Annotated in this window: 31 protein-coding genes; 8 read left to right on the top strand and 23 right to left on the bottom strand. The window is 70.6% G+C overall.

Annotated features, from left to right (window positions below; genetic code table 11):
- Positions 1 to 6: 6 nt before the first annotated feature.
- The 18 genes from QRX50_RS23100 to hrcA form a co-directional block, all read right to left on the bottom strand.
- Positions 7 to 777 (bottom strand): TIGR03943 family putative permease subunit, encoded by a 771-nt coding sequence (locus QRX50_RS23100; RefSeq protein ID WP_285973988.1) that lies wholly within the window; start codon positions 775 to 777, stop codon positions 7 to 9.
- Positions 774 to 1,793, bottom strand: a complete 1,020-nt coding sequence (locus QRX50_RS23095; RefSeq protein WP_285973987.1) for a permease — start codon at positions 1,791 to 1,793, stop codon at positions 774 to 776. Before QRX50_RS23095 ends, QRX50_RS23100 begins: the two co-directional genes overlap by 4 nt.
- Positions 1,794 to 1,922: 129 nt before the next feature.
- A complete protein-coding gene (locus QRX50_RS23090; protein WP_285973986.1) occupies positions 1,923 to 2,345 on the bottom strand; it encodes a YbjN domain-containing protein in 423 nt (140 codons plus the stop codon).
- Positions 2,342 to 3,178 carry an isoprenyl transferase gene (locus QRX50_RS23085; RefSeq protein ID WP_285973985.1) on the bottom strand — a complete coding sequence of 279 codons (837 nt, stop codon included), beginning with the start codon at positions 3,176 to 3,178 and terminating at the stop codon, positions 2,342 to 2,344. Before QRX50_RS23085 ends, QRX50_RS23090 begins: the two co-directional genes overlap by 4 nt.
- A gap of 43 nt (positions 3,179 to 3,221) precedes the next feature.
- Positions 3,222 to 3,983 (bottom strand): DNA repair protein RecO, encoded by a 762-nt coding sequence (recO, locus tag QRX50_RS23080; protein WP_285973984.1) that lies wholly within the window; start codon positions 3,981 to 3,983, stop codon positions 3,222 to 3,224.
- 57 nt (positions 3,984 to 4,040) lie between these two features.
- Positions 4,041 to 4,508 (bottom strand): CD225/dispanin family protein, encoded by a 468-nt coding sequence (locus tag QRX50_RS23075; RefSeq protein ID WP_285973983.1) that lies wholly within the window; start codon positions 4,506 to 4,508, stop codon positions 4,041 to 4,043.
- 121 nt (positions 4,509 to 4,629) lie between these two features.
- Positions 4,630 to 5,859 carry an RDD family protein gene (locus QRX50_RS23070; RefSeq protein ID WP_285973982.1) on the bottom strand — a complete coding sequence of 410 codons (1,230 nt, stop codon included), beginning with the start codon at positions 5,857 to 5,859 and terminating at the stop codon, positions 4,630 to 4,632.
- Positions 5,860 to 6,054: 195 nt separating this feature from the next.
- Positions 6,055 to 6,504: a DUF2752 domain-containing protein gene (locus tag QRX50_RS23065; protein WP_285973981.1), complete on the bottom strand. Its 450-nt coding sequence runs from the start codon at positions 6,502 to 6,504 to the stop codon at positions 6,055 to 6,057.
- Entirely contained in the window at positions 6,501 to 6,860 is a 360-nt protein-coding gene (locus QRX50_RS23060; protein WP_285973980.1) for a CD225/dispanin family protein, read from the bottom strand. Before QRX50_RS23060 ends, QRX50_RS23065 begins: the two co-directional genes overlap by 4 nt.
- Before the next feature lie 60 nt (positions 6,861 to 6,920).
- Entirely contained in the window at positions 6,921 to 7,820 is a 900-nt protein-coding gene (gene era, locus QRX50_RS23055; RefSeq protein WP_285973979.1) for a GTPase Era, read from the bottom strand.
- Positions 7,820 to 8,155, bottom strand: coding sequence for a cytidine deaminase-like protein (locus QRX50_RS23050; protein WP_285973978.1), 336 nt, complete (start codon positions 8,153 to 8,155; stop codon positions 7,820 to 7,822). The genes era and QRX50_RS23050 overlap by 1 nt, the downstream gene beginning before the upstream one ends.
- The gene (locus QRX50_RS23045) at positions 8,148 to 9,497 is read right to left on the bottom strand and encodes a CNNM domain-containing protein (RefSeq protein WP_285973977.1); all 1,350 of its coding nucleotides are present in this window, start codon (positions 9,495 to 9,497) and stop codon (positions 8,148 to 8,150) included. The genes QRX50_RS23050 and QRX50_RS23045 overlap by 8 nt, the downstream gene beginning before the upstream one ends.
- 9 nt (positions 9,498 to 9,506) lie before the next feature.
- Positions 9,507 to 10,088, bottom strand: a complete 582-nt coding sequence (gene ybeY, locus QRX50_RS23040; protein ID WP_285973976.1) for an rRNA maturation RNase YbeY — start codon at positions 10,086 to 10,088, stop codon at positions 9,507 to 9,509.
- Entirely contained in the window at positions 10,085 to 11,164 is a 1,080-nt protein-coding gene (locus tag QRX50_RS23035; RefSeq protein ID WP_285973975.1) for a PhoH family protein, read from the bottom strand. Before QRX50_RS23035 ends, ybeY begins: the two co-directional genes overlap by 4 nt.
- 90 nt (positions 11,165 to 11,254) lie before the next feature.
- Positions 11,255 to 11,611 carry a histidine triad nucleotide-binding protein gene (locus tag QRX50_RS23030; RefSeq protein ID WP_285973974.1) on the bottom strand — a complete coding sequence of 119 codons (357 nt, stop codon included), beginning with the start codon at positions 11,609 to 11,611 and terminating at the stop codon, positions 11,255 to 11,257.
- Positions 11,612 to 12,244: 633 nt separating this feature from the next.
- Positions 12,245 to 12,997, bottom strand: a complete 753-nt coding sequence (locus QRX50_RS23025) for a 16S rRNA (uracil(1498)-N(3))-methyltransferase (protein WP_285973973.1) — start codon at positions 12,995 to 12,997, stop codon at positions 12,245 to 12,247.
- Positions 12,998 to 13,000: 3 nt separating this feature from the next.
- Positions 13,001 to 14,167, bottom strand: coding sequence for a molecular chaperone DnaJ (gene dnaJ, locus QRX50_RS23020; protein ID WP_285973972.1), 1,167 nt, complete (start codon positions 14,165 to 14,167; stop codon positions 13,001 to 13,003).
- A gap of 36 nt (positions 14,168 to 14,203) precedes the next feature.
- Entirely contained in the window at positions 14,204 to 15,229 is a 1,026-nt protein-coding gene (gene hrcA / locus QRX50_RS23015; protein WP_285973971.1) for a heat-inducible transcriptional repressor HrcA, read from the bottom strand.
- Between the two features lie 222 nt (positions 15,230 to 15,451).
- Here hrcA and QRX50_RS23010 point away from each other — a divergent pair, with 222 nt between their 5' ends.
- The 6 genes from QRX50_RS23010 to QRX50_RS22985 are packed head-to-tail and all read left to right on the top strand — an operon-like array spanning position 15,452 to position 19,076.
- Entirely contained in the window at positions 15,452 to 16,024 is a 573-nt protein-coding gene (locus tag QRX50_RS23010) for a YbaB/EbfC family nucleoid-associated protein (RefSeq protein WP_285973970.1), read from the top strand.
- Positions 16,024 to 16,347 (top strand): type VII secretion target, encoded by a 324-nt coding sequence (locus tag QRX50_RS23005; RefSeq protein WP_285973969.1) that lies wholly within the window; start codon positions 16,024 to 16,026, stop codon positions 16,345 to 16,347. The genes QRX50_RS23010 and QRX50_RS23005 overlap by 1 nt, the downstream gene beginning before the upstream one ends.
- Complete coding sequence (locus QRX50_RS23000) at positions 16,344 to 17,597, top strand: WXG100 family type VII secretion target (RefSeq protein ID WP_285973968.1); 1,254 nt, start codon at positions 16,344 to 16,346, stop codon at positions 17,595 to 17,597. The genes QRX50_RS23005 and QRX50_RS23000 overlap by 4 nt, the downstream gene beginning before the upstream one ends.
- Entirely contained in the window at positions 17,594 to 18,094 is a 501-nt protein-coding gene (locus QRX50_RS22995; protein ID WP_285973967.1) for a hypothetical protein, read from the top strand. Before QRX50_RS23000 ends, QRX50_RS22995 begins: the two co-directional genes overlap by 4 nt.
- Entirely contained in the window at positions 18,091 to 18,588 is a 498-nt protein-coding gene (locus tag QRX50_RS22990) for a hypothetical protein (protein ID WP_285973966.1), read from the top strand. The genes QRX50_RS22995 and QRX50_RS22990 overlap by 4 nt, the downstream gene beginning before the upstream one ends.
- Entirely contained in the window at positions 18,585 to 19,076 is a 492-nt protein-coding gene (locus QRX50_RS22985) for a hypothetical protein (protein ID WP_285973965.1), read from the top strand. Before QRX50_RS22990 ends, QRX50_RS22985 begins: the two co-directional genes overlap by 4 nt.
- Here QRX50_RS22985 and QRX50_RS22980 read toward each other — a convergent pair.
- From QRX50_RS22980 to QRX50_RS22965, 4 genes are all read right to left on the bottom strand, one after another.
- Positions 19,063 to 19,650, bottom strand: a complete 588-nt coding sequence (locus QRX50_RS22980; RefSeq protein ID WP_285973964.1) for a TetR/AcrR family transcriptional regulator — start codon at positions 19,648 to 19,650, stop codon at positions 19,063 to 19,065. The two genes, QRX50_RS22985 and QRX50_RS22980, sit on opposite strands and share 14 nt — an antisense overlap.
- Positions 19,643 to 20,470 carry an oxidoreductase gene (locus QRX50_RS22975; protein WP_285973963.1) on the bottom strand — a complete coding sequence of 276 codons (828 nt, stop codon included), beginning with the start codon at positions 20,468 to 20,470 and terminating at the stop codon, positions 19,643 to 19,645. Before QRX50_RS22975 ends, QRX50_RS22980 begins: the two co-directional genes overlap by 8 nt.
- Positions 20,467 to 21,333: an aldo/keto reductase gene (locus tag QRX50_RS22970; RefSeq protein ID WP_285973962.1), complete on the bottom strand. Its 867-nt coding sequence runs from the start codon at positions 21,331 to 21,333 to the stop codon at positions 20,467 to 20,469. The genes QRX50_RS22975 and QRX50_RS22970 overlap by 4 nt, the downstream gene beginning before the upstream one ends.
- A 115-nt stretch (positions 21,334 to 21,448) precedes the next feature.
- Positions 21,449 to 22,939 (bottom strand): CoA-acylating methylmalonate-semialdehyde dehydrogenase, encoded by a 1,491-nt coding sequence (locus tag QRX50_RS22965; protein ID WP_285973961.1) that lies wholly within the window; start codon positions 22,937 to 22,939, stop codon positions 21,449 to 21,451.
- Positions 22,940 to 23,096: 157 nt separating this feature from the next.
- Here QRX50_RS22965 and QRX50_RS22960 point away from each other — a divergent pair, with 157 nt between their 5' ends.
- Complete coding sequence (locus tag QRX50_RS22960) at positions 23,097 to 24,746, top strand: PucR family transcriptional regulator (protein ID WP_285974535.1); 1,650 nt, start codon at positions 23,097 to 23,099, stop codon at positions 24,744 to 24,746.
- A 28-nt stretch (positions 24,747 to 24,774) separates the two neighbouring features.
- Positions 24,775 to 25,146 carry an SSI family serine proteinase inhibitor gene (locus tag QRX50_RS22955; RefSeq protein WP_285973960.1) on the top strand — a complete coding sequence of 124 codons (372 nt, stop codon included), beginning with the start codon at positions 24,775 to 24,777 and terminating at the stop codon, positions 25,144 to 25,146.
- Here the strand turns inward: QRX50_RS22955 and QRX50_RS22950 are convergent.
- Positions 25,143 to 26,705 carry a DUF4153 domain-containing protein gene (locus QRX50_RS22950; RefSeq protein WP_285973959.1) on the bottom strand — a complete coding sequence of 521 codons (1,563 nt, stop codon included), beginning with the start codon at positions 26,703 to 26,705 and terminating at the stop codon, positions 25,143 to 25,145. The two genes, QRX50_RS22955 and QRX50_RS22950, sit on opposite strands and share 4 nt — an antisense overlap.
- Between the last annotated feature and the right edge of the window lie 28 nt (positions 26,706 to 26,733).

The raw sequence follows: 26,733 nt of genomic DNA, 5'->3' as shown, positions 1-26,733 counted from the left end.
GCGCCCTCAGTACTCGTACGGGTCCTTCGGTGCGGCGATCCGCTCGACGGTCGCCGGCACGAAATCGGGCGTGTACGAGTTGTTCTCGTTGGCCGTGCCGGGCACGACCTGCCCGGTGACCCGCAGCCAGGTGTCGCTCGGGAACCGGTCGGCGCCGCCGCCCTTCAGGTGCACGGTGACGGGTGCGGCGTCGGCGGCGCAGCAGCTGATCACCAGGCGCGCGAGCAGCGTGGTGCTGCCCTCGTGCACGACGAACCCGGACATGCCGATGGTGCGGCCGTTCATCGTCCCGTTGGAGTCCCAGCCCGCGCGCGTGACGACCTCGTTCATCGCCAGCTCCACGACCTTGCCCGCCGGCAACGGCGGGAACGCGGCCGCGGACGTGGTCGCGGCGCTCTGCGGCACGCGCGCCGTGGTGCGCGTGACCGAGTCGGCGCCGAGCGCGGGCGGGGCCACGAGGAACACCGCGAGCACGGGCACCACCAGCAGCCAGGCCGAGCGCGCGGGGTGGGCATGCCCGTGGCCGTCGTCGACGTGGTCGTGGGCTTCATGACCGGCCGGTGAGGACTCCGGCGCCGCCGCCTTCACCGTGGCCCGCGCCGCCACGAGGTCACGCAGGATCGCGACCGCGCCGAGCACCAGCATCACCACGCCGCCCGCGATGATCCACGGCTGCTGCGCGGGCTTGACGTAGCGCAGGTAGTCGCCGTTCACCGCGATCTTCACCAGCGCCCCGCCGAGCAGGATCAGCAGCACGTTCTGCGTTTCACGCCTCATCGCGCACCCCCCAGCAGCAACGCGCCCACGACCGTGCCGCACGCCAGCGCCACCACGAACGTCACCGGCGCGAACCGCACCGCGAACGACTTCCCGAACGTGCCGGCCTGCAGCGCGAACAGCTTCACGTCGATCGCCGGGCCGACCACGAGGAACACGAGCTTCGGCAGCAGCGGCACCGCCGTGAGCGAGGCGGCCACGAACGCGTCGGCCTCACTGCACAGCGCGAGCACCACGGCCAGCACCGCCATCACGATCACGCCGACCACGACCTGGTCCGCCAGCACCCCGAACCACTGAGCGGGCACGAGCACGTTGAGCGTCGCCGAGATCAGCGCCCCCAAGACCAGAAATCCGCCGGCCTCGACGAGATCCGTGCGCGCCGTCTCCGCGAAGACCTTCCAGCGCTGTCCCGGCTCGACGTCGGGCAGCCGCCGCAACGCGCGTTCGGTGATCCACGAGAGCTTGCCCCAGCGGGCCCAGATCCAGCCCATCACCATCGACGTCGCGAGCGAACCGAGAAAGCGCGCCAGCACCATCTCCGGCCGCCCGGGGAACGCGACGGCCGTGGCCACCAGCACCACCGGGTTCACCGCGGGCGCGGCCAGCAGGAAGGTGAGCGCCGCGGCCGGCGCGACCCCCTGGCCGATCAGCCGCCGCGCCACCGGCACGGACGCGCACTCGCACCCCGGCAGCGCGACACCGGCGAGCCCGGCGACCCCCACCGCCGCGCCCGCGCGCTTCGGCAGCACGCGTTCCAGCACCCGCGCGGGCACGAACGCGGCGATCGCACCGCTGATCAGCACGCCGAGCACGAGGAACGGCAGCGCCTGCACACACACGGCCACAAACACCGTCGAGCCCGTGCGCAGCGCGGGCACGTCGAACAGGTCCTGCAACCGGCCCTGCGCGAGGATCGCAACGAGCAGCACCGCGCAGAGGATCTCGATCGAGCTGACCCGGATCCGCCGCGCGCGCCGCTTCTGCTCGGGCGCGTTGTCGACAAGGGTTTTCACGAGGCCCGATGATGCCAGTCGGCACCGTCGCAATCCCAGCGGGACACAGCGCGAGGGGACCGCTCGGACCGATTTCGGCCCGAATCCGCCGTTCGCGCCCCCGTCAACCGGACAAGCAGGGCGCGAACGTCAGTCCTGGCCCAGCCCCGGCAGTTCCGTCCGCAGCTGCGACGCGGTGGAGACCACGAGCATCAGCAACGTGCCCAGCGCCGACGGGTCCATGCCCTCGGCCGGGAACGCGTAGCGCAGTGTCACGTCGACCCCGCTGTCGGTGTGGCCGACACCGAGCGTGCCGAACAGGCCCTGCCCCGCGCGTTCGGCCACGGCGACGGCGATCGCCGGGTTGTCGGGCAGGTCCCACGCGACCACGCAGGTCAGGCTCAGCACCGTGAGCCCGTCGGCCAGGCGCGTGGCCTGGATGACGCACGGAACCTCGGCGTGGCGGAAGGTGATCGCGCCGTCGTCGTCCACGTGCACGTCGAGGTAGCGCTCCAGGGCCTCGCGCGCGAGCGCGAGCAGCGCGGCCGTGTCGGCCGCCTCGGAAGTACTCACGACGCTTCCCCGGCCGCGCGCTCGGCTTCCGCCTGGTCGACCGCGGCACCGAACCGGCGGTCACGCTTGGCGAACTCGAGGCACGCGTTCCACAGGTGCATCCGGTCGAAGTCGGGGAAGAGCGTGTCCTGGTAGACCATCTCCGCGTACGCCGACTGCCACAGCATGAAGTTCGACGTCCGCTGCTCGCCCGAGGGCCGCAGGAATAGATCGACGTCGGGCATCTCGGGCTGGTACAGGTACTTCCCGATCGTGCGCTCGTCGATCTTGTCCGGGTTGAGCTTGCCCGCGGCCACGTCCTGGCCGATCCGGCGCATCGCGTCGCCCAGCTCGGCGCGGCCGCCGTAGTTGACGCACATCGTCATGTTGAGCCTGGTGTTGTTCTTGGTCTTCTCTTCCGCGACCTGCAGCTCCTTGATCACGCTGGCCCACAGCTTCGGCCGCCGCCCCGCCCAGCGGATGCGCACGCCGATCGAGCCCAGGTAGTCGACCTGGCGCCGGATGGTGTCGCGGTTGAAGCCCATGAGGAAGCGCACCTCCTCCGGGCTGCGCTTCCAATTCTCCGTGGAGAACGCGTAGACCGAAAGCCACTTCACGCCGAGCTCGACGGCGCCGCTGGCCACATCGATCATCACGGCCTCGCCGCGCTTGTGGCCCTCGATGCGGGGCAGGCCGCGCTGGTTGGCCCAGCGCCCGTTGCCGTCCATCACCAGCGCCACGTGCTTCGGCACGAGATCCTTCGGGATCTCCGGTGGCCTGGCTCCCGACGGGTGCGGCTCCGGTGCCCGCAGCTCGTACCCCGACGCCCGGACCTCGCGTCCCCTGCGCAGCACTTCGCGCCTCCTGGAAGAGTGAAAATTTCCTACGCGCAAGACCCTACTTGGCCGGTGTCACGGTCTCCCGGGCACGCCTTTCGACCAGTGGAAGAGAACGCAGCTGGCGTTCGAGGTGCCACTGCAGGTGAGCCGCCACCAGGCCCGACGCGTCACGCCGGGTCACACCGTGCGAGGCCTCCGCCACCGGCCATTCGCCGTGCAACAGGGCTTCGAGCAGGGTGAGCACCTCGGGCGCGGGGTGCACGGAACCCGCGATGCGGCAGTCCGGGCACATCGAGCCGCCGGCGGCCACGTTGAACGCGGCGTGCGGGCCGGGCAGGCCGCAGCGGGCGCACTCGGTGATGGCGGGCGCCCAGCCGGCGTAGGCCATGGCCCGCAGGAAGAACGCGTCGAGAACGAGGGAGGCGTCGCGTTCGCCGCCCGCGAGCGCGCGCAACGCGCCCACGACCAGCAGGTACAGCTTCAGGACCGGCTCGCCCTCTTCGGCCGAGAGCCGGTCGGCGGTCTCGGCGATCGCGCTCGCCGCGGTGTAGCGCTGGTAGTCGGCGACCAGCGGCAGCGCGAACGCGTCCACGGTCTCGACCTGGGTGATCACGTCGAGCGTGCGGCCGGTGTAGAACTGCACGTCCACGTGCCCGAAGGGCTCCAGCCGGGCCCCGAACCGCGACGAGGTGCGGCGCACGCCCTTGGCCACGGCACGGACCTTCCCGTGCCGGCGGGTCAGCAGGGTGACGATCCGGTCGGCCTCACCCAGCTTGTGCGTGCGCAGCACCACTCCGGTGTCGCGGTAGAGGTTCACCACCCCGACATCGTCCCACTTCCGGGCGACGCCGGGGCGGTGACACCCTGGTTCAGCGCGTCAACAGCCGTAGTAACCGGTGCAGTACGTGGTGACCGTGGTCGCCGCGACGATCCCGATGATGAGGAACGTGATCGCGAGCGCGTAGCCGATGCCGCCGACGATCGTGGCGATCAGGCACAGCGTCTTCGTGGTCTGCGACGCCTGCTGGGCCATCGCGTAGTTGCCCTGCATCTTGAAGGTGCGGACCTCGTTGGACTTCATGATCGCGAAGATCGCGAGGATCCACATCAGGAAGATGCAGCCGATCGCCCAGCCCTTGTACTCCTTGATGGCGTTGATGTCGCCACCCGGCGGCATCCCCATGCCGGGGCCGTAACCGGGCTGCCCGAACGGCGCCTGCTGGCCGTACTGACCCTGCTGGCCGTACTGGCCTTGCTGGCCGTAGGGCGTCGGCATCGGGCCGGACGGCGTGCCATACGGCTGCTGGCCGTAGGGCGGCTGCGGCTGACCGTACGGATTGGTCATGACTGGTTCCCCAAACTCCTCGTGCTTCCGGCGAGCTCCCCCCGCCGCGGGTCTTGCTCCGCGCCCCTGCCCGATCGAAGCCGCGGCCCGGCGATGTCGATCAGTGCAGCAGCTTCGCGGGTCAATGCTGCGGCGGCTGGCCGAACTCGCCCGGCTGGACCTTCTGCGTCTCTTCGGGCTGCGCGGGCGCTTCCACGGCCGGCGAACCCGGCTGCAGCATCTGCGTGCGCTCGGCTCCGTCGAACGCGCCGCTCTCGGGCTGCGCGGCGGCGCCGCCCGGCTTGAGCATCTGCGTGGGCTCGGCCTGCTCGAACGCGGTCGCGCCCGGCGACTCGGCGACCGGCTGCACGAACCCGCCATTGGCGGGGGCACCTGGCTGGCCGAAGCCACCCGACGGCGGCTGGCCGAACTCGCCCGGCTGACCGAAACCGCCGGCGGCCGGCTGACCCGGCTGCCCGAACCCGGGCTGCGCGCCGAACCCACTCGGCTGCTGCCCGAACCCGGCGGGCTGCTGGGCGAACCCACCCGGGTGCTGGCCGGCGGGCGGGAACCCGCCACCGAAGGGCTGCTGCTGGCCGAAGCCCGGCTGCCCGAATTGGCCCGCGGGCGCGGCGTCGGCGGGCACCACGATCGTGCTGACGATCTTGTCCGAGAACGTCTGCGACTTGTCGTCCCACAGCGGCCACAGGTAACCGAGGCCGCAGAGGAAGCCGTCGAGCACGTGCGCGAGGTCGCGCAGGAACGCCATGCCGGCGCCGATGGGCTGCCCGGTGGCCTCGCTGACGAGCTTGATGCCGACGACGCGCTTGCCGAGCGACTGCCCCGTGTTCCCGGCCGTGATCCAGCGGTTGTAGATCTGCCAGCCGATGTTCCCGAAGATCGCGAGCCCGTAGATGATCGCCCCGGCGCTCCACGAGGCGATGGAGACCAGCAGGGCGATGATGATGGCGGCGAGGAACGGCCCGAAGTCGATCAGGTAGGCGCCGGCGCGCTGGCCCCAGTTCGCATAGGCGCCCCCGCCGGGCGGGCCGTACGGGTTCGGCTGACCGAACCCACCGGGCTGCCCGAACCCGGGCGGCTGGCCGAAACCACCGGCGGGCGGCTGACCGAACCCGGGCTGTCCGAAGCCCGGCTGGCCCTGCGCGTCCGGCTGGCCGAAGCCCGGCTGCGCCTGACCCGGCTGTCCGAAACCGGGCTGTTGCCCGAAACCGCCGGACTGCTGGGGGAACCCGCCCGAAGGCGGTTGCTGGCCGAAGCCGCCGGGTGCACCGAACGGCTGCTGCCCTTGCGGTTGTCCGAAGGGCGGCTGGCCCTGCGGCTGCCCCATGGGCCGGCCGTAGGGATCGGTCATCGTGTTCTCCCCCTCGCTCGTCCTGACTCGCGCGCGGTGGCACGCGAGAACCGGCCGAGTCCGATGAGGACGGGCCGGTGCGCGGGAGCGTACCTGGTCCGGACGCGGTCGGCCCACGTAGGCGTCCGCACCGGGTGGCAGCCCGAAACCCGTACGACGAACGGGAAGCGAAGACGGTTCCGGCGGAAGGAAAACTCAGACCGACAAGCCGGTGAACGGCGCGAAAGGCAGGTTCCGCACCACGAACCAGATCGCGAACACCACCGCCACCACGAGCGGCGTGCGGCGCCAATGCAGCCACGACCGGACCGCCCGGCCGCGCAGCCGCCCGACGGTCCACGCGACACCGCTCCACACGAACAGCGCCACGAACACGAGCGCCACCGCGTTGTAGTGCACGGCGCCGGCGAGGTCGCCGTGCATGAGGCTGTAGGCCATCCGCATGCCGCCGCAACCCGGACAGTCGATGCCGAAGAGGAACTTGGTGGGGCACACCGGCAACGGCCCGCCCGGTGTCGTCGGATCGCCGAGCCACACGGCCGCGCAGCACACGCCGAGCCCCGCGACCACCGCCGCCGGGCCGGCCAGCGCCCGCGCCGTGGCTCGCGCGCCCCGCGCCGGGATTCCCGTGTAGACGGTGCTCACGACGACCAGAACCCGGCGGACGTGCCCGCGATCAGGAACACGAACAGCACCACCAGCAGGTACGCCACGATGCCGATGGGAATCGCCAGTGCCGACCACATTGCCCACTTGCCCGCCTGGTCCGCGGCGTGCTGCGCTTCGGCGAAGCGGCCCTGGTACCACAGGGAGTTGACCTCGTTGGCCTTCACGATGGAGACGATCCCGAGGGGCAGGCAGCAGAAGATCGTGGTGAGGATGCCCCACGCGAGCCGGTTGTCCGGCGGCGGCGGGAAGTTCGGCTGCGGGCCGCCGTAGTAGTACGGGCCGCCGGGCGGCGGCGGGTACTGCCCGCCGGGTGGCGGGTACGGGCCGGTCATCGAGTCCCCCTGCTGTCGGTCGTGGGCGAGAGTGCTGACGCTACCGCCCGCGGCCGCCGGTCAAAAGCCGAGGCGGCGCAACTGCTTCGGGTCGCGCTGCCAGTCCTTGGCCACCTTGATGTGCAGGTCGAGGTACACCTTCGACCCCAGCAGGCCCTCGATCTGCTTGCGGGCCGCGGCTCCGACTTCACGCAGGCGTTCACCCTTGTGCCCGAGGATGATGCCCTTCTGGCTGGGCCGCTCCACGTACAGGAACGCGTGCACGTCCACGAGGTCGTCGCGGCCTTCGCGCGGCAGCATCTCCTCCACCGTCACGGCGATGGAGTGCGGCAGCTCGTCGCGCACGCCTTCGAGCGCGGCCTCGCGGATCAGTTCGGCCACGAGCGTCATCTCGGGCTCGTCGGTGAGCTCGCCGCCCGGGTAGAGCTGCGGGCCCTCCGGCAGCCGCGCCACGAGCAGGTCGGCGACCGTCTGCACCTGAAAACCGTCCACAGCGGACACCGGCACGAGGTCGGCGAACTCCATCACGCCCTGCAGCGCCAGCAGCTGCTCGGCCACCTGCTCGGGCTTCACCAGGTCGGTCTTCGTGACCACGCCGATCACCGGGGTACGCTGCGCGATCTTCGTCAGCTCCGCGGCGATGAACTTGTCGCCGGGGCCGATCTTTTCGTTGGCGGGCACGCAGAACCCGACGACGTCCACTTCGGACCACGTCTCGTGCACCACGTCGTTGAGCCGCTGGCCGAGCAGCGTGCGCGGGCGGTGCAGCCCCGGCGTGTCGATGATGACCAGCTGCGCGTCCTCGCGGTGCACGATGCCGCGGATCGCGTGCCGGGTCGTCTGCGGCTTGCTGGAGGTGATGGCGACCTTCGAGCCCACGAGCGCGTTCGTGAGCGTCGACTTGCCCGCGTTGGGCCTCCCGACGAAGCACGCGAAGCCGGAGCGGTGCGCGCCGGCCATCAGCGCAGCACCTCGACGACGTCGCCGTTCGGGTCGGCGAGGATGATCGGCGCGGTCTTCGCGACGTCACGCACCGCGTGCACCGACGCCTCCTGCACCAGCGCGTCGCCCGTCACCACGGCCGCCGCCTCGAGCCCTTCGGCGCCGCTCGACAGCGCGGCCGCCACAGCGGCCTGCACGGCGGTGAGCTTGAACGAGGGCTGGTCGACAGTCACCGCGGTGTACGTCCGGCCGTCGGTGTCGCGCACGGCCGCGCCCTCCTCGGCGCCGACGCGGGCGCGTGACGACCGGGCCAGCGTGACGAGCTTCTGGTCCTCGGCCTCGAGGTCAGGCATGTTCGACTCTCCTGTCGCGTTCTTCGGGCTGGGGCACCCGGGTGCGCCGGCGCGTGCCGGACTCGGTCACGGCGTCCGCGTCGGCCGGGTGGACGACGACCGACGTGATCCGCATGCGGCCGCGGCGGTCCTTGCCCCCTTCGGCGAACAGCCGAAGACCGGCGACCTCGGCTTCGGCCCCCGGAAGGGGGACCCTACCCAGTCGTTCCGCGAGCAGCCCGCCCACGGTCTCCACGTCGTGGTCTTCGAGGTCGATTCCGAACAGCTCACCGAGGTCGTCGACGCTCAGCCGCGACGACACGCGCACCGCGCCGCCCTCGAGCTCCTCGACGTCGGGCCGCTCGTCGGTGTCGGACTCGTCGGTGATCTCGCCGACGATCTCCTCGAGGATGTCCTCGATGGTCAGCAGGCCCGCGGTGCCGCCGTATTCATCGACCGCGATCGCCATGTGGTTGTGCGTGCGCTGCATCTCCTTGAGCAGGTCGTCGAGCCGCTTGGAGTCGGGCACGAAGCTCGCCGGGTTCATCACCTGGTCCACGACGGTGCTCGGGCCGTCCGGATCCATGTACGCCGGCATCAGGTCCTTGATGTTGACCACGCCGACGATGTCGTCCACGGACTCGTCGATCACCGGCACCCGCGTGAACCCGGTGCGCAGGGCGAGCGCGAGCGCCTGGCGCACGGTCTTGGTGCGCTCGATCCACACGATCTCGGTGCGCGGCACCATCACCTCGCGCGCGATCGTGTCGCCCAGCTCGAACACCGAGTGGATCATCTCGCGTTCGGAGTCCTCGACCACGCCGCGTTCCTGCGCGAGGTCGACCAGCTCGCGCAGCTCGACTTCGGAGGTGAACGGGCCTTCGCGGAAGCCCTGACCGGGGGTGATCGCGTTACCGATCACGATCAGCAGCCGCGAGAGCGGGCCGAGGATCGAGCCGAGGACCCGCACCGGCCCGGCGACCATCGTGCCGACGCGGTAGGGGTGCTGGCGGCCGATGGTGCGCGGCCCGACGCCGATGAGCACGTAGCTCACCACCACCATCACCACGGCGGAGACGAGCACAGCGAGCCACAGCTTGCCGAACCAGGCGAGGAACGACACGGTGACGAGCACCGTGGCCGTGAGCTCGCAGCCGAGGCGCAGCAGCAGGAGCAGGTTGATGTGGCGGCGGCGCTCAGCGACGACGGCGGCGAGCTGGCGCGCACCGGCCCGGCCGATGCGCACGAGCCCTTCGGTGCGGGCCTGCGAGACGGTGCTGACGGCCGCGTCGGCCGCCGCGAACACTCCCGCCAGCAGCACGAGCGCCACCGCGACGACGAGCTGTGTCGTGGGACTGCCCATGATCGCTGCCTAGGGGGTTTCCTCGACCGGTTTCGCCGCGGTCGGGGTCGTCGCCGCGTCCGGCGTGTCCAAGCCCGCGATGCCGAGCACGCGGTCGTCGGCGTTGCGCTGCGCGTTCTTCCGGTTCAGCTCGGCCACGGCCGACTGGAACTCCGTCAGGATGCGCTTCTGCAGGCCGAACATCTCGCGTTCCTCGGCCGGTTCGGCGTGGTCGTAGCCGAGCAGGTGCAGCACGCCGTGGACGGTGAGCAGGTGCAGCTCGTCGATCAGCGCGTGGCCCGCGGTCTTCGCCTGGTCCTTCGCGAACGCCGGGCACAGCACGATGTCACCCAGCAGTGCCGGCGACGCGTCGGGTGCGTCGGGGCGGCGCGACGAGTCGAGCTCGTCCATCGGGAAGGCCATCACGTCGGTGGGCCCGGGCAGGTCCATCCAGCGTTCGTGCAGGTCTTCCATGACTTCGAGCGTGACGAGCAGGATGGACAGCTCGGCGAGCGGGCTGACCTCCATCTTGTCCAGGGCGTAGCGCGCGGCCGAGACGACCGACGCCTCGTCGACGTCGACACCCGACTCGTTGGCGATCTCGATGCTCATCGGCGGTTGCCCTTCCAGCCGCCCTGCTGCTGGTCCTGGGCGTCCTGCACGGCCTGCCACTTCTCGTACGCGTCGACGATGTCGCCGACGAGCCGGTGGCGCACCACGTCCTGGCTGGTCAGCTCGGCGAAGTGCAGGTCGTTGACACCGTCGAGGATGTCGCGGACCACACGCAGGCCGCTCTTCTGGCCGTTGGGCAGGTCGACCTGCGTGACGTCACCGGTGACCACGATCTTCGAGCCCATGCCGAGGCGCGTGAGGAACATCTTCATCTGCTCGGGAGTGGTGTTCTGGGCTTCGTCGAGGATGATGAAGGCGTCGTTCAGCGTGCGGCCGCGCATGTAGGCCAGCGGCGCGATCTCGATCGTGCCCGCCTGCATGAGGCGTGGGATCGACTCGGGCTCGACCATGTCGTGCAGCGCGTCGTAGAGCGGGCGCAGGTACGGGTCGATCTTCTCGTTGAGCGTGCCGGGCAGGTAGCCGAGCCGCTCGCCCGCCTCGACGGCCGGGCGCGTCAGCACGATGCGCGTGACCTGCTTGGCCTGCAGCGCCTGCACGGCCTTGGCCATCGCGAGGTACGTCTTGCCGGTACCGGCGGGGCCGATGCCGAAAACGATGGTGTGCTTGTCGATGGCGTCGACGTAGCGCTTCTGGTTGAGCGTCTTGGGCCGGATCGTCTTGCCGCGGCGGGAGACGATGTTGAGGCTCAGGACCTCGGCCGGGGAAGCGTCGCCGGAGGACAGCATGCCGATGGTGCGGCGCACCGTGTCGGGGCCGACCTGCTGGCCGCCGGTGGCGAGCTGCACGAGGTCGGCGAAGACGCGTTCGGCGAACGCCACGTCGGCGGGCGCGCCGGTGAGAGTCACTTCGTTGCCGCGGACGTGCACGTCGGCGGCGAGGAGCTCCTCGGCGACGCGCAGGTTCTCGTCACGCGAGCCGAGCAGGCTCAGCACGGCGGCTTCGGGGATGGGGAAGCGGGACTGGGCCACGGGGGTGGCGTCCTCGTTCTTCGACTGCGCCGCCTTGCCGGCGGTGGCGTCGGGTCGGGCGGCTCCACCCTGTGCGGTTCCGGCCACGTGGCCTCTGGCCTGCTTTCTGCTGCTTCGCCTGACGGACTTCTGACGTTGCCGATGCTACTTGCTCGCGACTCTCCACCGCAGGTCGGTTTAGGCGTGGCGCCCGAACAATCCGAGCTGCTCCCCGCCCAGCACATGCGCGTGGACGTGGAACACCGTCTGTCCCGCGTCGCCGTCGGTGTTGAACACCACGCGGTACCCGGACTCCGCGATGCCCTCGAGCTCCGCCACCTTGCGGGCGCTGAGCACCACCGCGCTCAGCAGCTCCGGATCCGAAGCGGCCAGCTCGCCCACGTTGCGGAAGCGCTTCTTCGGCACCACCAGCACGTGCACCTTGGCCTGCGGATTAATGTCCCTGAACGCGAACGTCTTGTCGTCCTCGTACACGACGTCCGCCGGAATCTCCCCGGCGATGATCCGCTCGAACAACGTCTCCGCATCACTCATGCGCCCACCCTACAAAGCCACCCCGCCATGATCGGCGCCCACCGCACCGCGGGGCCCCGGAGGTCCTGGCCGACCCTGCAGACACGGCCACCGACCGCACCCTCGGAACTCCAGCGCCCTCCCCAACCACGCAGACACGGCCACCGACCGCACCCTCGGAACTCCAGCGCCCTCCCCGACCACGCAGACACGGCCACCGACCGCACCCTCGGAACTCCAGCGCCCTCCCCAACCACGCAGACACGGCCACCGACCGCACCCTCGGAACTCCAGCGCCCTCCCCAACCACGCAGACATAGCCACCGACCGCACCGTCGGGGCTCCGGGGGCTCGGCCCCCGGACGATACGCATCTCCTCGGATGGCGAAGAAGATCCAAAGGATCTACGAAGACAACCGACGACGAGGAGATGCCGCGGGGGCGGTGGGCCCTGGGGGTCGGCCCACCGCGCCGCCGCGGCGCCGCCGGACCGAGGGGGGAGGTGCCCGGCGGGGTTCTTCGGGTACGCGCCATCGGGGGTTACCCACCCAGTGGCGCGCCGAAACTTGTTGCGCGTTGGTGACGAGCGTAGCTGCTCGGAGTGTGATCGCGCCATGACTCGCCGCAAAATGTGGCCGCTTCGGTGTTCCCGGGTCACTTCCAGCGGCCGGTCAGCGCGCCGAGGGCGCCGAGGGCGACGGCGGCCGCGGTGGAGGTGCGCAGCACAGTCGGGCCGAGGCGCACGGTGGTGGCGCCGGCGGCTTCGAGCGTGGTCAGCTCTTCGTCGGTGATGCCGCCTTCGGGGCCGACGACGAGCAGGATGTCGCCGGTGTCGGGGAGGTCGATCTCCGTGAGGCGGCTGGTCACGCCGGATTCCAGCACGAGCGTGCGGGACATCGTGGCGGCCAGCTGGGCGAGCTCGCGGGTGCCGACGGGCTCGATCACCTCGGGCACGTGCGCGCGGCGGGCTTGTTTGGCGGCGGCGCGGGCGGTCGCGCGCCAGCGGGCCAGTGCCTTGTCGCCGCGCGTGCCGTCTTCCCACTTCGCGACGCTGCGGGCGGCGCGCCACGGCACGATCGCGTCGGCGCCCGCCTCGGTGGCGAGCTCCACGGCCAGCTCACCGCGGTCGCCTTTGGCCAGCGCCTGCGCGACGTGGACGCGCAGCGCCGGCGGCTCCTCGGTCCAGCGTTCGACGACCGTCAGGGTGAGGGAGGCGTCTCGCCCGGCCTGCACCGCGTCGACGGTGCAGCGGGCCATGGCGCCGGCGCCGTCGGAGAGCACGAGCTGCTCCCCCACGCGCAGCCGGCGCACGGTGGCGGCGTGCCGGGCTTCCTCACCGTCGAGCACGGCCGAGCCGCGGTCGGGCACAGCGGTGGCGAGGAAGACCGGCAGCGTGGTGTCGGGCACGGCTCAGCGGTGCTTCGTGCGCAGCTTGGAGAACAGGCCGCCGTGCTTGCTGCCGTTGGACGCCAGCGTGGGCACCTCTTCGCCGCGCTGCTGGGCCAGCTCCACGAGCAGGTCGCGCTGCGCCTCGTCGAGCTTGGTCGGCACCACCACGTCGATGTGCACGTGGAGGTCACCGCGGCCGTCGACGCGCCCGGAGGAGCGCAGCCGCGGCATGCCCTTGCCGGTGAGCACGAGCTCGGTGTTGGGCTGGGTGCCGGGCTCGACGTCGAGCTCGTAGTCGCCGTCGACGAGCGTGCTGATCGGCACGGTCGCGCCGAGCGCCGCCGTGGTCATCGGGATGCGGAAGTTGCAGTGCAGCTCGTTGCCCTCGCGCACGAACACCTCGTGGGGCAGCTCGTCGATCTCCACGTACAGGTCGCCCGCGGGGCCGCCGCCGGGGCCGACCTCACCCTGGCCGGAGAGCCGGATACGCATGCCGTCACCGACGCCCGGCGGGATCTTCGCCGTGACGTTGCGGCGCGCGCGGATGCGCCCGTCGCCGCCGCACTGGCGGCACGGGTCGGGGATGACCTCGCCGAAACCACGGCAGACCGGGCACGGGCGGGCCGTGACGACCTGGCCGAGGAACGAGCGCTGCACCGACTGCACCTCACCGGCGCCACCGCAGGTGTCGCACGTCTTGGTGGTGGTGCCCTCCGCGGTGCCCGCGCCTCGGCACAGGTCGCAGACCACGGCCGTGTCGACGGTGATCTCGCGGTCGGCGCCGGTGGCGCACTCCTCGAGCGTGAGCGCGAGGCGGATCAGCGCATCGGAGCCCGGCTGCACGCGGCTGCGCGGTCCCCGGCCGCGGCCTCCGCCACCACCGCCGGCGGCGCCGAAGAACGCGTCCATGATGTCGCCGAGCCCGCCGAAGCCGGCGAACGGGTCGCCGCCACCACCGCCGCGCGCGCCCGAATCCATCGGGTCGCCGCCGAGGTCGACGATCTTGCGCTTCTGCGGGTCGGAGAGCACCTCGTAGGCGGTGGTCACCTCGCCGAACTTGTGCTGCGCGTCCTCCGACGGGTTCACGTCGGGGTGCAGCTCACGGGCCAGCTTGCGGTACGCGCGCTTGATCTCCTGATCCGACGCGTTCTTGGCCACCCCGAGGATCCCGTAGTAGTCCCTCGCCACGTTTTTCTGCCTTCTCCTTCTGCTCTGTCCGGGCCGTCAGCGGCCGGACAGGATCTGCCCCACGTAGTTGGCCACCGCGCGGACGGCCGCGATGGTGCCCGGGTAGTCCATCCGGGTGGGTCCGACGATGCCCATGCCTCCCAGCAGCATGTCGTCCCGGCCGTAGCCGATCGACACGACCGAGGTGCTGCGCATCTGCTCGTCTTCATTTTCCTCGCCGATGAGGACCGTCACCGCACCGGGGTTGCGAGCCGCGGCCAGCAGCTTGAGCACGACCACCTGCTCCTCGAGCGCTTCGAGGACCTGGCGCAGCGACCCGGGGAAGTCCGCGACGTTGCGGGTGAGGTTGGCCGTGCCGCCCAGCACCAGGCGTTCCTCCGGGTGCTCGACCAGCGACTCGACCAGCACCGTGCAGATGCGGGTGAGGCTGTCGCGCAGCTCGTTCGGCGCCACTTCGGGCAGCTCGGCCACCCGCACGGCCGCCTCGACGAGCCGGCGCCCGGCCAGGGCGCCGTTGAGCACGGTCCGCAGGCGCAGCACGTTCTCCTCGGTGAGCACGTCGCCGAGGTCGACCGTGCGCTGGTCCACCCGGCCCGAGTCGGTGATGAGCACGAGCATGAGCCGCGCCGGCGTGAGCGGGACCACCTCGAGGTGGCGCACCGCCGCGTTGGTCAGCATCGGGTACTGCACCACCGCGACCTGCCGGGTCAGCTGCGCGAGCAGCCGCACCGACCGGCGCAGCACGTCGTCGAGGTCCGTGCCCGAGTCGAGGAACGACGTGATCGCCCGCCGCTCGGCCGCCGAGAGCGGTTTGATCTCCGAGAGCTTGTCCACGAACAGCCGGTAGCCCTTGTCCGTGGGGATCCGCCCCGCGCTCGTGTGCGGCTGGGTGATGTACCCCTCTTCCTCGAGCGCGGCCATGTCGTTACGCACGGTCGCGCTCGAAACGCCCAGGTTGTGCCGCTCGACGATCGTCTTGGAACCGACCGGCTCCTGGTTCGAGACGTAGTCGGCCACGATCGCGCGCAGCACCTCGAAGCGACGCTCGTCCGTGTTCGCCACCGGCACCTCCCTGCTTTCGACCCGCTACTCACAACGAGTTTACGGAAGCCTGAGTGCCCGGCGCTCAACCCCGCGGACACGGTGGTGTCTCGGCCGCCTGCGGGTGACCACTGCTTCAAGGTAAATGAATGGCAAATAGCCATTAATAACGGCGAACCGGACAAATCAAATCTTCGCTTGCTAGGGGAACCGTTAACCGGTTTGCTGCCTCAGAAGAACGTGGTGGATCCCCAAGAGCCGAGGGCAGTCGTGGACAATAACGGGCGCGCACCCGAAATCGCCGAAATCGGACAGCGAGCCGCGGAGGCCCAGGAGCGCCTCAAGCGCGTCGCCGCCACGGCGACGAGCAACGACGGCGCGGTCACCGTCACCGTGAACACGAGCGGAGCCCTGCAGCAGCTCAGCTTCGGCCCCCGCGCCGACGAGATCAGCCGCAGCGCGCTCGCCGCCGCCGTCGTCGCCACGGCGCACCGCGCCCAGGCCCAGGCGGCCCAGCAACTGCACGCCATCATGGCCCCGCTCATCGGCGAAAACAGCGACGCGATGAAATTCCTCGACGAGCAGATTCCCACCCCGGAAGTGCCCGAGGAGACGCCGGCGCAGCCGGAAACGCGACAATTCTTCAATCGGGATGAGGATGGTGGAGCACCGCCGCCTGCTCCGCCTCGGCCGCCGGCTCCTCCGGCCCCGCCCGCGCCCCCGGCCCGGCCTTCGCGCCCGGCCCGGCCCCCGGCCGACCCCTCCGATGACGACGACTACTACAACGGCGGCTCGATCCTGGGGAGGGGCTACTGATGGCAGGCACGCAGCAGGTGAATCTCACGGCGTTGCAGACGCACAAGGGTGAGGTGCAGGACATCGCGGGCGGAGTCCACACCGCCGCCGACGCGACGGCGTCCGGTCAGGCCTTGAACGACTGGGCGTTCGGCATCGTCGGACAGGTGTTCGCTCTCCCGTTGCAGACGTACCTCTCGTCGGCGACGGAGTTCATCGGCCTGGTCGCTACGTGCGCCGACGGCATCGCCGACAAGCTCCAGCAAGCCCACGACCACTACGACACGAACGAACAGAACACGAAGGACAAGGTCAACTCGTTCGGCAAGGAGCTCCCGGCATGACCGAGACGCAGGAGAACCCGCTGGTCGCGACCACGGAGCCGACGAGCGGGCTCATGACCCAGATGGGTTCGTCGAGCAACGAGTTGGACAACCTCAACGCTCAGTACGCGGGCAGCGGCATCTTCAGCGACGCGGCCTCGTCGATCACCGATTTTCGCAACGGTGACTGGCTCAACTTCGGCATGGACGTCGCCACCGACGGTCTCGACCTGCTGGGTATGGCGATGGACCCGCTCGGCTCGCTGGCGAGCGCCGGGGTCGGCTGGCTGATCGAACACATCAGCTTCCTCAAGGAGGGCCTCGACAAGCTCGCGGGTAACCCCGAGGAGATCACCGCCAAGGCCGTGACCTGGACGAACATCTCCAAGCAGCTCTCGGCGAGCGCGGACCAGTACGAGCAGGCCGCCGCGAAAGTGGCACCCGACTTCCAGGGCTCGGGTGGCCAGGCCTACCAGAAGTCGGCGCAGGGTTACGTCGCGGTCCTTCGAGGCGCCGCAGGGCAGGCCACGGGCGCCTCGGGCGCGATGAACGTCGCGGGCGCGCTCGTCGGTACCGAACGCGGGCTGATCCGCGACATGATCTCGTCGTTCGTCGGCGAACTGATCATCAAGGCGCTAGCCGCCCTCGCCGCGTCGTGGTGCACGTTCGGCGGCACGATCGCCGCCTTCATCGCCGACACTCTCGTCGAGGGCGGCATCCTCGCGGAGAAGATCAGCAGCCGGATCGCGCAGGTCGTCGCGAAGCTCGACAAGCTCGCCGAGAGCGCCGGCAAGGCCAAGGGCGCCATCGAGGAAGCGTCCAAGGCGCTCCAGAAGCTCGGCAAGGTCGCCGACAAGATCTCCGACAAGAGCCTCGACGCCGCGGTGAACCTCGAGAAGAAGGGCGGCGAACTCAAGGACGCCGCCCACGCCAAGACTGCCGCCGAACGCGCGGAGGGGTGGAAGGAAGGCACGGCGGACAAGCTCTTCCCGAAGACCGAGAGCGAAACGAAGTTCGGTGAGAAGTACTCCGAAGACGGCCGCAGCTTCCTCAAGCCCTCGGAGTGGGGGAAGGGCGACGGGGTTCCGGATTGGAAGGACGCGGACACTCTCGGCGTCGGCACCGAAGCACGTCGGCAGGCGAACGAGCAAGCCGATCGCTACCACGAAGGATCCGAAGCCTACGAGGAAGAACACAAGGAAGAGTCCGAAGGCGGCGAAGGCGAGAAGGCCGGCGCGCCCGAAGGCGGCAGCGAGGAAAAGCCCGAGTGAGCGACAAGAACGTGGACCAGGCCGAAGTCAACCGCTTCAACCGCGAGGGCCGGCTCCACCCCTCACAGTGGCGCAAGGTGCTCGAATTTAACTTCTGGTTCGCCGTGGTCCTCCTCGTCGCCGGTGTCTACGCACTGGTGCGCATTCCCGGCTACCAAGAGGGGTACGGCTACATGTTCGCCGTCCCGGTCATCGTCATCATGCTGCTGCTCCTGGCCTTCTGCGTACGCCGTCTGCTCTTCCTACGCAAAGGCACGATCACGACCTTTACGGGCTTCACGCACGACGCCGCGCTGAGCCGACCGCTGCCGAAGAACTACCCGATCCTGCTTTACACAATCAAAAGCCAGGGCGGCAACCCGATGCACACTGTCGCTTTCAACGGCCTCAGAAGGTCCATCGACCACGACGTCCACGCCAAGTTCCACCCCGAGCACGAGAACACGATCTGCCTCACCCCCAACGGCAAGGTGATCGTCAACGTCATCCCCTCGTGAAAGCCGATCAGGCGGAAGTCGACCGCTTCACCCGCGACGGCCGACTTCATCCCGCCCAGCGCTGGGCCGTCATCAACATCGTCTTCTGGCTCGTGGTGATCGTGTTCGCGATCGGCATCCTCGCCCTCGCCACGCTGCCCTACGGCACCATCGACATCACCGTCGCCGCAGTGGCGATCGGTGTCGGCTTGGCGTTGTGCGCCGGCTACTGCCTCTACCGGCTCAGCATCGTCCGGCGCGGCAAGGTGGTGACCTTCACCGGCTACACCCACGACGCCGAGGAGCACCGCCCGCTCCCCCCGGCAGAGCGCTACCCGATCCTCGTCTACACCGAACGCAGCCGAGGCAACAATCCGTACTACTGGGCCCGCTTCGACGGCCTCCGCCGTCCCCTGCTCCCCGACGCTCTCCACGCACGGGTCCAGCCGGATCAGGAAAACACCATCGTGCTGATCCCCAACCGGAAACAGATCATCAACGTGATCCCGTCGTGAAAGCCGACCAGGCCGAAGTCGACCGGTTCAACCGCGAAGGCCGACTGCACCCGTCACAGCGCTGGAGCATCATCGACATCGCCTTCTGGCTCGTGGTGTTCATGTTCGTGATCGGCGTCCTGGCGCTGGCCACGCTTCACTACGGCGCCACCACCATTACGGTCGCCGCGGTGGCCATCGGGGTCGGGATGGCAGCGTGCGCGTGGTACTGCCTCTACCGGCTCAGCATCGTCTGGCGCGGCAAGGTGGTGCTGTTCTCCGGTTATACGCACAACGCCGCAGACCACCTGCCGCGTCCGCCGCCGGAGCGCTACCCCATCGTGGTCCGCTCCGGACACATCCGAGCCGGCTGGAACTACTGGGCCGACTTCGACAGCCTGCGCCGTCCCATTCTCCGTGGCCTCCACAAGCGGGTCCGGCCGGACCAGGAAAACACGATCGTGCTGATCCCCAACCGGAAACAGATCATCAACGTCATTCGCGCTTGAGCAATCCCTCCAGCGCCGCCGACGAGATCGCGTCCGCCTCGGCGAACGTCAAAGGCGCGTGCCCCGTCAGGCGGCGGAAGATCAACGGCCCGAACAACAGGTCCGTCGCCGTTTCGGCGTCCACCGTCGGCGAGGCCAGGCCACTCTCCACCAACCGCTGCCACAAAACCGAAATAGCCGCCCGCCGACCGTCCAAAAAGAACTCACGAAAGTACGGAGCCGCCGAAGGGTCGGTCACGCACGCGGCGAGCAGTTGCGCGAAAACCTCCCCCTTCGCCCCCGCGTAAAAGGCGCTCACCTGTCGCACCTGCTCGACCAGGTCTGCCCGCGGATCGCCAGTAGAAGGCAAAGGAAGGGCGTCCGCCATCTCGCGGCCGAAGGCCTCGGCGGCCAGGGCGGTGCGGCTGGGCCAGTGCTTGTACAGCGTCGCCTTGCTGACGCCGGAGCGCAGGCTGATCGCGTCGACCGTCGCGGCGGGGAGGCCGCCCTCGCCCAGCAGGGCGCGCGCCGCTGCCAGGGCGGTGGCGTGGGCGCGCGCGCTGCGAGGGGAGAGCGGCCGGGTCAGCTCAGTCATGGTCCGTGGAGACCGAAAGTTCGCGCCAGCGCGAAAGTTCGTCGCGGACGAAGTCGAGCTTCGCCTCGACGCGGGCGACGGAGTCGGCGCCCAGCTGGATGCGCAGGGGCGGCGAGGAGGAAGCGACCACCGAAACGATCGCCGAGGCGGCCTTGGCCGGGTCGCCTGGCTGGGCGTGGTTGCGGGAATCCGCCGTTGCCCGCGTCGCGCCGACGGTAACAGCGTAGTCCGCGATCTGGCCCTCGGCCCGGTGCAGGCTCGACGAATCGAGGAAGTCCGTGCGGAAGAAGCCCGGCTCGACCACCGTCACGTGCACGCCGAGCGGCGCCAGTTCTCCATGCAGTGCCTCGGAAAGCGCCTCGACGGCGAACTTCGTCGCCCCGTACACGCCCCAGCCCGGGCCGGTCGTGAACCCGCCGACCGAGCTGATGTTGACCACGTGCCCCGAACGCTGGCGCCTAAGCACGGGCAGCACCGCGCGCGTCACGGAGAGCAGCCCGAACACGTTGGCGTCGAACACCGCACGCACGGCCGCGTCCGACGACTCCTCCACCGCGCCGAGCAGGCCGCGGCCGGCGTTGTTCACCAGCACGTCGACGCGCCCGAACCGCTCCAAAGCAGCACCGACAGCCGCGGCAGCGGCGGCCTCGTCGGTCACGTCGAGCGCCACCGCCAAAACCGAGGGGTTGCCCGGAAACTCCTTCTCCACGGCCGACGCCTCACGCGCGGTGGCCACCACCTGGTCACCCCGCTCCAGCGCCGCCCGCGCGATCTCGAGGCCGAAACCCCGAGACGCGCCGGTGACGAACCAGACGCTCATCGAGAAGCCGCCGCGCTCAGTGCCGCGAACTCGTCGTCGGTCAGCTCGATCTCGGCCGCCGCCACGTTGTCCTCGAGGTGGTCGACGCTGGACGTGCCCGGGATCGGCAGCATCACCGGCGAACGCTTGAGCAGCCACGCCAGCGCGAGCTGGGAAGGCGACGCGCCGTGCTCCTTCGACACCTGCGAAAGCGGGCTGTCCGGGCCCGCCAGGGAACCCGTGGCCAGCGGGAACCACGGGATGAACGCGATACCCGCGGCGGTTACGTGGTCCAGCAACGGCTCGGAGTACCGGTCGGCCAGGTTGAAGCGGTTCTGCACCGAGACGATCGTGGCCGTCTTCTGGGCCTCGACGAGATCCTCGACCGAGACCTCCGACAGGCCGATGTGCCGGATCTTCCCCTCCGTCTGCATCGCGGCGAGCTCCCCGACCTGGTCCGCGACGGGCACCTTCGGGTCGATGCGGTGCAGCTGCAGCAGGTCGATGCGCTCGAGGCCGAGGTGGCGCAGGTTCAGCTCCACCTGCTGGCGCAGGTACTCGGGCCGGCCGACGGGGATCCACTGGTTGGGGCCCTGCCGGGTGAAGCCGGCCTTGGTGGCGATCACCAGGTCGTCGGCATACGGGTGGAGGGCCTCGCGGATGAGCAGGTCGGCCACGAACGGACCGTACGAGTCGGCGGTGTCGATGAGGTTGACCCCGAGCTCGACGGCCCTGCGCAGCACGCGCACGGCCCCCTCCGGGTCACGCGACTCGCCCCATACACCGGGGCCGGGCAGCTGCATCGCGCCGAACCCGAGCCGCACGACGGGCAGATCCCCGCCGATCGCGAACGTGCCGGACGACTTCGCGGGCTGTGCTGACATGGAACGTTCTCCTTCAAAAGTGAACTGAACGTACAGTTCACTTTACGCCCGTTCCGGCGAGCCCGCCAACCTGACCCGGGTGCAGCACCCCGCGAAGCTGCCCCGGGCCAGGAGCTCAGGTGTTCTTCGGGAAGCCCAGGTTCACCCCGGCGTGTGAGGTGTCCGGCCAGCGCGAGGTGACCACCTTGGTGCGCGTGAAAAAGTGGAACCCCTCGGGCCCGTACGCGTGGGTGTCGCCGAAGAGCGAGTCCTTCCAGCCGCCGAACGAGTAGTACCCGACCGGCACCGGGATGGGCACGTTCACGCCGACCATGCCCACCTCCACCTCGTTCTGGTAGCGCCGCGCGGCCGCGCCGTCGCCGGTGAAGATCGCGGTGCCGTTGCCGTACGGGCTGGCGTTGACCAGGCCGAGCGCGTCGTCGAAGCTCGTCGCGCGCGCCACGGAGAGCACGGGGCCGAAGATCTCGTCGGTGTAGACCGACATCCCGGGCCCGACGCGGTCGAACAACGTCGGGCCGAGCCAGAAACCGTCCCCGTCGATCTCGATCCCCCGGCCGTCCACCACGAGCTCGGCACCTTCGGCGACGCCGGCGTCCACATAGGACGTCACCCGCTCGTGGTGCGCCTTCGTCACCAACGGACCCATCTCCGACTCGGGTTCCCGGCCATCGCCGACGCGCAGCCGGGACATCCGCTCGGTGATCTTCGCGACCAGCTCGTCGCCGACCGGGTCGACGGCCACCACCACCGACACCGCCATGCACCGCTCCCCCGCGGACCCGAACCCGGCCGACACGGCGGCGTCGGCCGCGAGGTCGAGGTCTGCGTCGGGAAGCACGACCATGTGGTTCTTCGCCCCGCCGAGCGCCTGCACGCGCTTGCCGTGACGGGTGCCCGTCTCGTAGACGTAGCGCGCGATCGGCGTGGAGCCGACGAACGAGATCGCCTTCACGTCCCGGTGTTCCAGCAGTCCGTCGACTGCGGCCTTGTCGCCGTGCAACACGTTGAGCGCGCCCGCGGGCAGCCCGGCCTCGGCGAGCAGCTCGGCGATGAACAGCGACGCCGACGGGTCCTTCTCACTCGGCTTGAGCACCACGGTGTTGCCGCACGCCAGCGCGTTGGGCACGAACCACAGCGGCACCATCGCGGGGAAGTTGAACGGCGAGATCACGCCGACCACGCCCAGCGGCTGCAGGATCGAGTACACGTCCACGCCGGTGGAGGCGTTCTCGCTGAAACCGCCCTTGAGCAGCTGCGCGGCGCCGCACGCGTATTCGACGTTCTCGATCGCCCGCGAAATCTCGCCGGCCGCGTCGGACTCGACCTTGCCGTGCTCGCTCGTGATGATCTTCGCCAGCTCGTGCTTGCGCGCCGACAGCAGCTCGCGGAACGCGAACAGCACCCGCGTGCGCCCGGCCAGCGACGTGCCGCGCCATCCCGGCAACGCGGCCGCGGCGGCCGCCACCGCCTGGTCGACCTCGGCCTGGCCCGCGAAGTCCACCTTCGCCCGGACCTCGCCGGTCGCGGGGTCGTACACGTCACCGGTGCGCCCGGCCGCGCCGGTGTACGGCTTGCCGTCGATCCAGTGGCTGATGCGGTCGGTCACGACGTCGGCTCCTCGCGTTGTGGTCACTGTGGGGTCGCTGTCCACCCCGAGTCTCGGCTCGCGCGCCACGCGGACGCCATCGGCAACGTGTACGGAGTCCCGCGCCCGGCCGTACAGTCTGTGCCTGCCGGTGTGCGAAAAGAGGGGCGAAGAGCGGATGTACCCGACCGTCTCCGAGGTGCTCGCGCTGCCGGCCCTGCGCCAGGGCCGGCCCCACGTCGTGGCGGGCAGCGCCGGGCTCGACCGGTCGGTGCGCTGGGCGCACGTGGCCGAGGTCGCCGACATCGCCCATCTCCTGCGCGGCGGCGAGCTGGTGCTCACCACCGGCGTCGCGCTGCCGGACGATGGCCCGTCGCTGACCCGCTACGTCGCCGACCTCGCCGAGGTGGGCGTGGCCGGCGTGGTCGTGGAGCTCGTCCGGCACTGGAGCGACCGTCTGCCGAACGCCCTGGTCGAGGCGGCCGAGCACCGCGGCCTGCCGCTGATCACACTGTCACGCGAGACCCGCTACGTCGCCGTGACCGAGGCCGTGAACGGGCTGATCGTCGACGCGCAAGTGGCCGAGCTGCGCGCGGCCGAGCGGGTGCACGAGACGTTCACCGCGCTCACCGTCGCGGGCGCGGAGCCCGGGGTGGTGCTCGGCGAGGTCACGCGGCTGACCGAGCAGCCGGTGGTGCTGGAGACGCTGGCCCACGAGGTGCTCGCCTACGACGCGGCCGGCACGGACCCGGCCGAGCTGCTGACGGGCTGGCCGGCGCGCTCGCGCGTGGTGCAGCTCGGCGAACGCACGGGCTACCACGCGAACGCGGGCTGGCTCGTGACGGTGGTCGGCGCCCGCGGCCACGACTGGGGCCGGCTCGTGCTCGTCTGTGCGGAGCCCCCGCCGCACCGCCACCGCGTGGTGGCCGAACGGGCGGCGTCGGCGCTGGCCGTGCACCGGCTGGTGGCCCGCGACTCCGACACGCTGGAACGCCTCGCGCACCGGGCCGTGGTCACGGAGCTGCTGGCTTCGCCGGCGGCGTCGGCGGAACTGCTCGCGCGGGCCTCGGCGCTGGCCGTGCCGCTGACCGGGCGGCGGCTGATCGGCCTCGCGGTGCGCCCGCGCATCACCGCCACCACGCGGCAGTCGCTGTCGACCCCGTTGCTGCTGCGGGAGCTGGCCGAGGCGACGGCGTTGGCGGCGCGCCGGGCGAAGGTATCGGCGCTCGTGGCGACCGACGAGACAGGCGTGCGGGCGTTGCTCGCCCTTTCGCCTGAAGCCCACGCCGATGCCGTGCTGCAGCGGCTGGCCGCCGACATCCACGAAGCCCGCGCGAGCGCGCCCGCCGTGCTCGCCGTCGGCACGACCGTGACCGGGCCCGCCGAGGCCCGGCGGACGCTGGTCGAGGCCGCGCAGGTGGCCGCGGCCGCGTTGACCGAAGAAACCGAACGCCCCCTGCACCGGCTGCGCGACGTGCGGCTGCGCGGCCTGCTGCACCTGCTGGCCGACGACGAGCGCGTGACGTCGTTCGCCGCGCGCGAGCTGGGACCGCTGCTGCAGCGCGACGCCGCTTCGGGCAGCCGGCTGGTGCAGGCGCTGCGGCACTACTGCGCCCACGGCGGCAACAAGTCGGCGGCGGCCGTCGCGGCCCACACCTCGCGCACGGCTTACTACCAGCAGCTGGCGCGGATCGAGCAGGTCCTCGGCGTGCGGCTGGAAGACCCGGAGTCGATGCTGTCGCTCTACGTCGCGCTCCTGGCCCACGACCTGACCGGTGACCCCACCCTTTCGGGGGAGGAAAACTCACCCGGACGTGCAGCACAGTGATCAGCTTCCGGCTGCCGATAGCCGAAGTATGGTGTTTTCTTCTTTCGCTCCGATCGCCGCGTGTGTGCTCGGCCTCAGTGGTGTCGCGGCCCCGCAGCTGCCCGCGTCCACGCTCCAGCTGAGCCTGCACGAGACGACGGGCCGTCTCAGCTCGGTTTCGCTCACCTGCGACCCGGCCGGCGGCAGCCACCCCAAGTCCGACGCGGCCTGTGCCACCCTCACGGGCGCCGACGGCGACATCGCCCACATCAAGCCGCGGCTGCAGCGCTGCACGATGATCTACGCGCCGGTCGACGCCGCCGCCTTCGGCACGTGGCACGGCAAGCCCGTCACGTTCCACGCCACGTTCTCGAACAAGTGCGCGGCCGACGCCCAGACCTCGGGTGTGTTCGGCTTCTAGCAGTGTCCCGGCGGCGGTAGCTCGACGTCCAGAGCCCTGGCCCGGCTGAGGTTCCAGCCGGGCCAGCTGTCGTCGTCGAGCCGCAGCAGCATCGGCCCGAGCACGCAGTCGGCGTCCGGCAGGCGTTCGGCGACCACGGGGAAGATGTCGGTGGAGAACCCGCGCAGGTAGGCCAGGTCGAGCGATTTCCCGTGCTGCGCGCGGTCGAGGTTCGCGCCGGCGATGAGCGCCTCCGGATTCGCGACGGCGAGCGCCAGCAACGCGCCGGCGGCCGTCGCGATGGCCGCGCGCGGCAGCCACGACGAGCACAGGGTGACCAGCGCCGCCCCGACGAGCAGGAACACGCAGCCGAGCCAGAGCTCGCAGACCTCCACGAGCAGACGCAGCACGGTGAAGCCGTAGGCCTGCTGGTACGTCCACATGCGACTGAGCGCGGACACCACGAGCACGAGGCTCAGCGCCGCCAGCGCACCGAGCAGCACCCGCTGCCGCAATCGTTCCGCGGCCGTCTCCCGTGGCGCCCAGCGCAACGCCAGCGCGATGATGCCGAGTGTGAGCGCCGTGCACGCACACAGCTGCCAGAAGCCGCCGCGCGCGTATTCGGCCGACGTGAGGCCACCGGTGCGCAGCACGTAGTCCGTGCCACCGAACAACTCCACGATCCGCACCACGACGTAGGCGGCGAACAGCGCCACCAGCGTCGCGAGTGGGACCGTCCACAAGAGACTGTCGCCCTGGGCCTTGCGGTTGCCGTCGGTCGCGCGGCGCGGTGGCGCGGCCAGCACGTAGTACGCCCCGGCTGTGCCGAACGTGCCGGCGCAGAACAGGAATCCCCACTGCACGGCCGAATCCGCGCGCAGATCGGGAACCAGCGCCCCGACGAAGTGCGCGAAGGTCGCATCCGCGCTCGTCAGCAACGGCAGGAACACCGCCAGCACCGCGGCCGCTCCGAGCGCGGCCCCCAGCACGCGACCACGCTGCGTTCCCCGGCCCCTCAACCCGCGCGCGACCCACGGGATCGCGTGGAACGCCTCCAGCGGCACGGCGAGCGCGTCGTAGAGCGCCGAGTTCACCGACCGCGGCCCCACTACCGCCAGCGACCCGGCCACCAGCGCGGCCACGACGCACAACCCGAACAGCCACTCCGACGCTCGCACCGCGCCGACCGCCACCAGCGCGAGCGCCAGCGCCGCCCACGCGACACTCGCCCGCCGGGTCGTCTTCTCCGCCCGGGCACGGCGATCCACGACCACGATCAACGCCGTCACCACGAGCGCCGCCAGCAGCCACCCGATCCCGGGCCGATCCAGGGGTACCAGCGTCGCGGTCACCACGCCGGCCACCGCGACGGCCGGCAACACCCCGGCCACCATCGGCACCACCGCCGACTTCGGCACAGGCCCCACCAGCACCGGCGTGAACGGCTCCGCGACGGCGACGCCACCTCCTGAGCCAGCGGCCCCCGCGTCCGCGGCGGGTGGGGCAGCCCCCTCGACTGCCCCACCCGCCGCGTTCTCCGGCGGTACCGCGTGGGCCGGTCTCGGTTTTTCCTCGGTCACGAAAACAGCCTCCGTGTTCGCGTTAGCA

This window comes from Amycolatopsis sp. 2-15, from assembly GCF_030285625.1.
GTDB classification, from domain to species: domain Bacteria; phylum Actinomycetota; class Actinomycetes; order Mycobacteriales; family Pseudonocardiaceae; genus Amycolatopsis; species Amycolatopsis carbonis.
The sequence above is the reverse complement of the archived record's forward strand: the minus strand, read 5'-3'. Positions and strand labels throughout refer to the sequence as shown.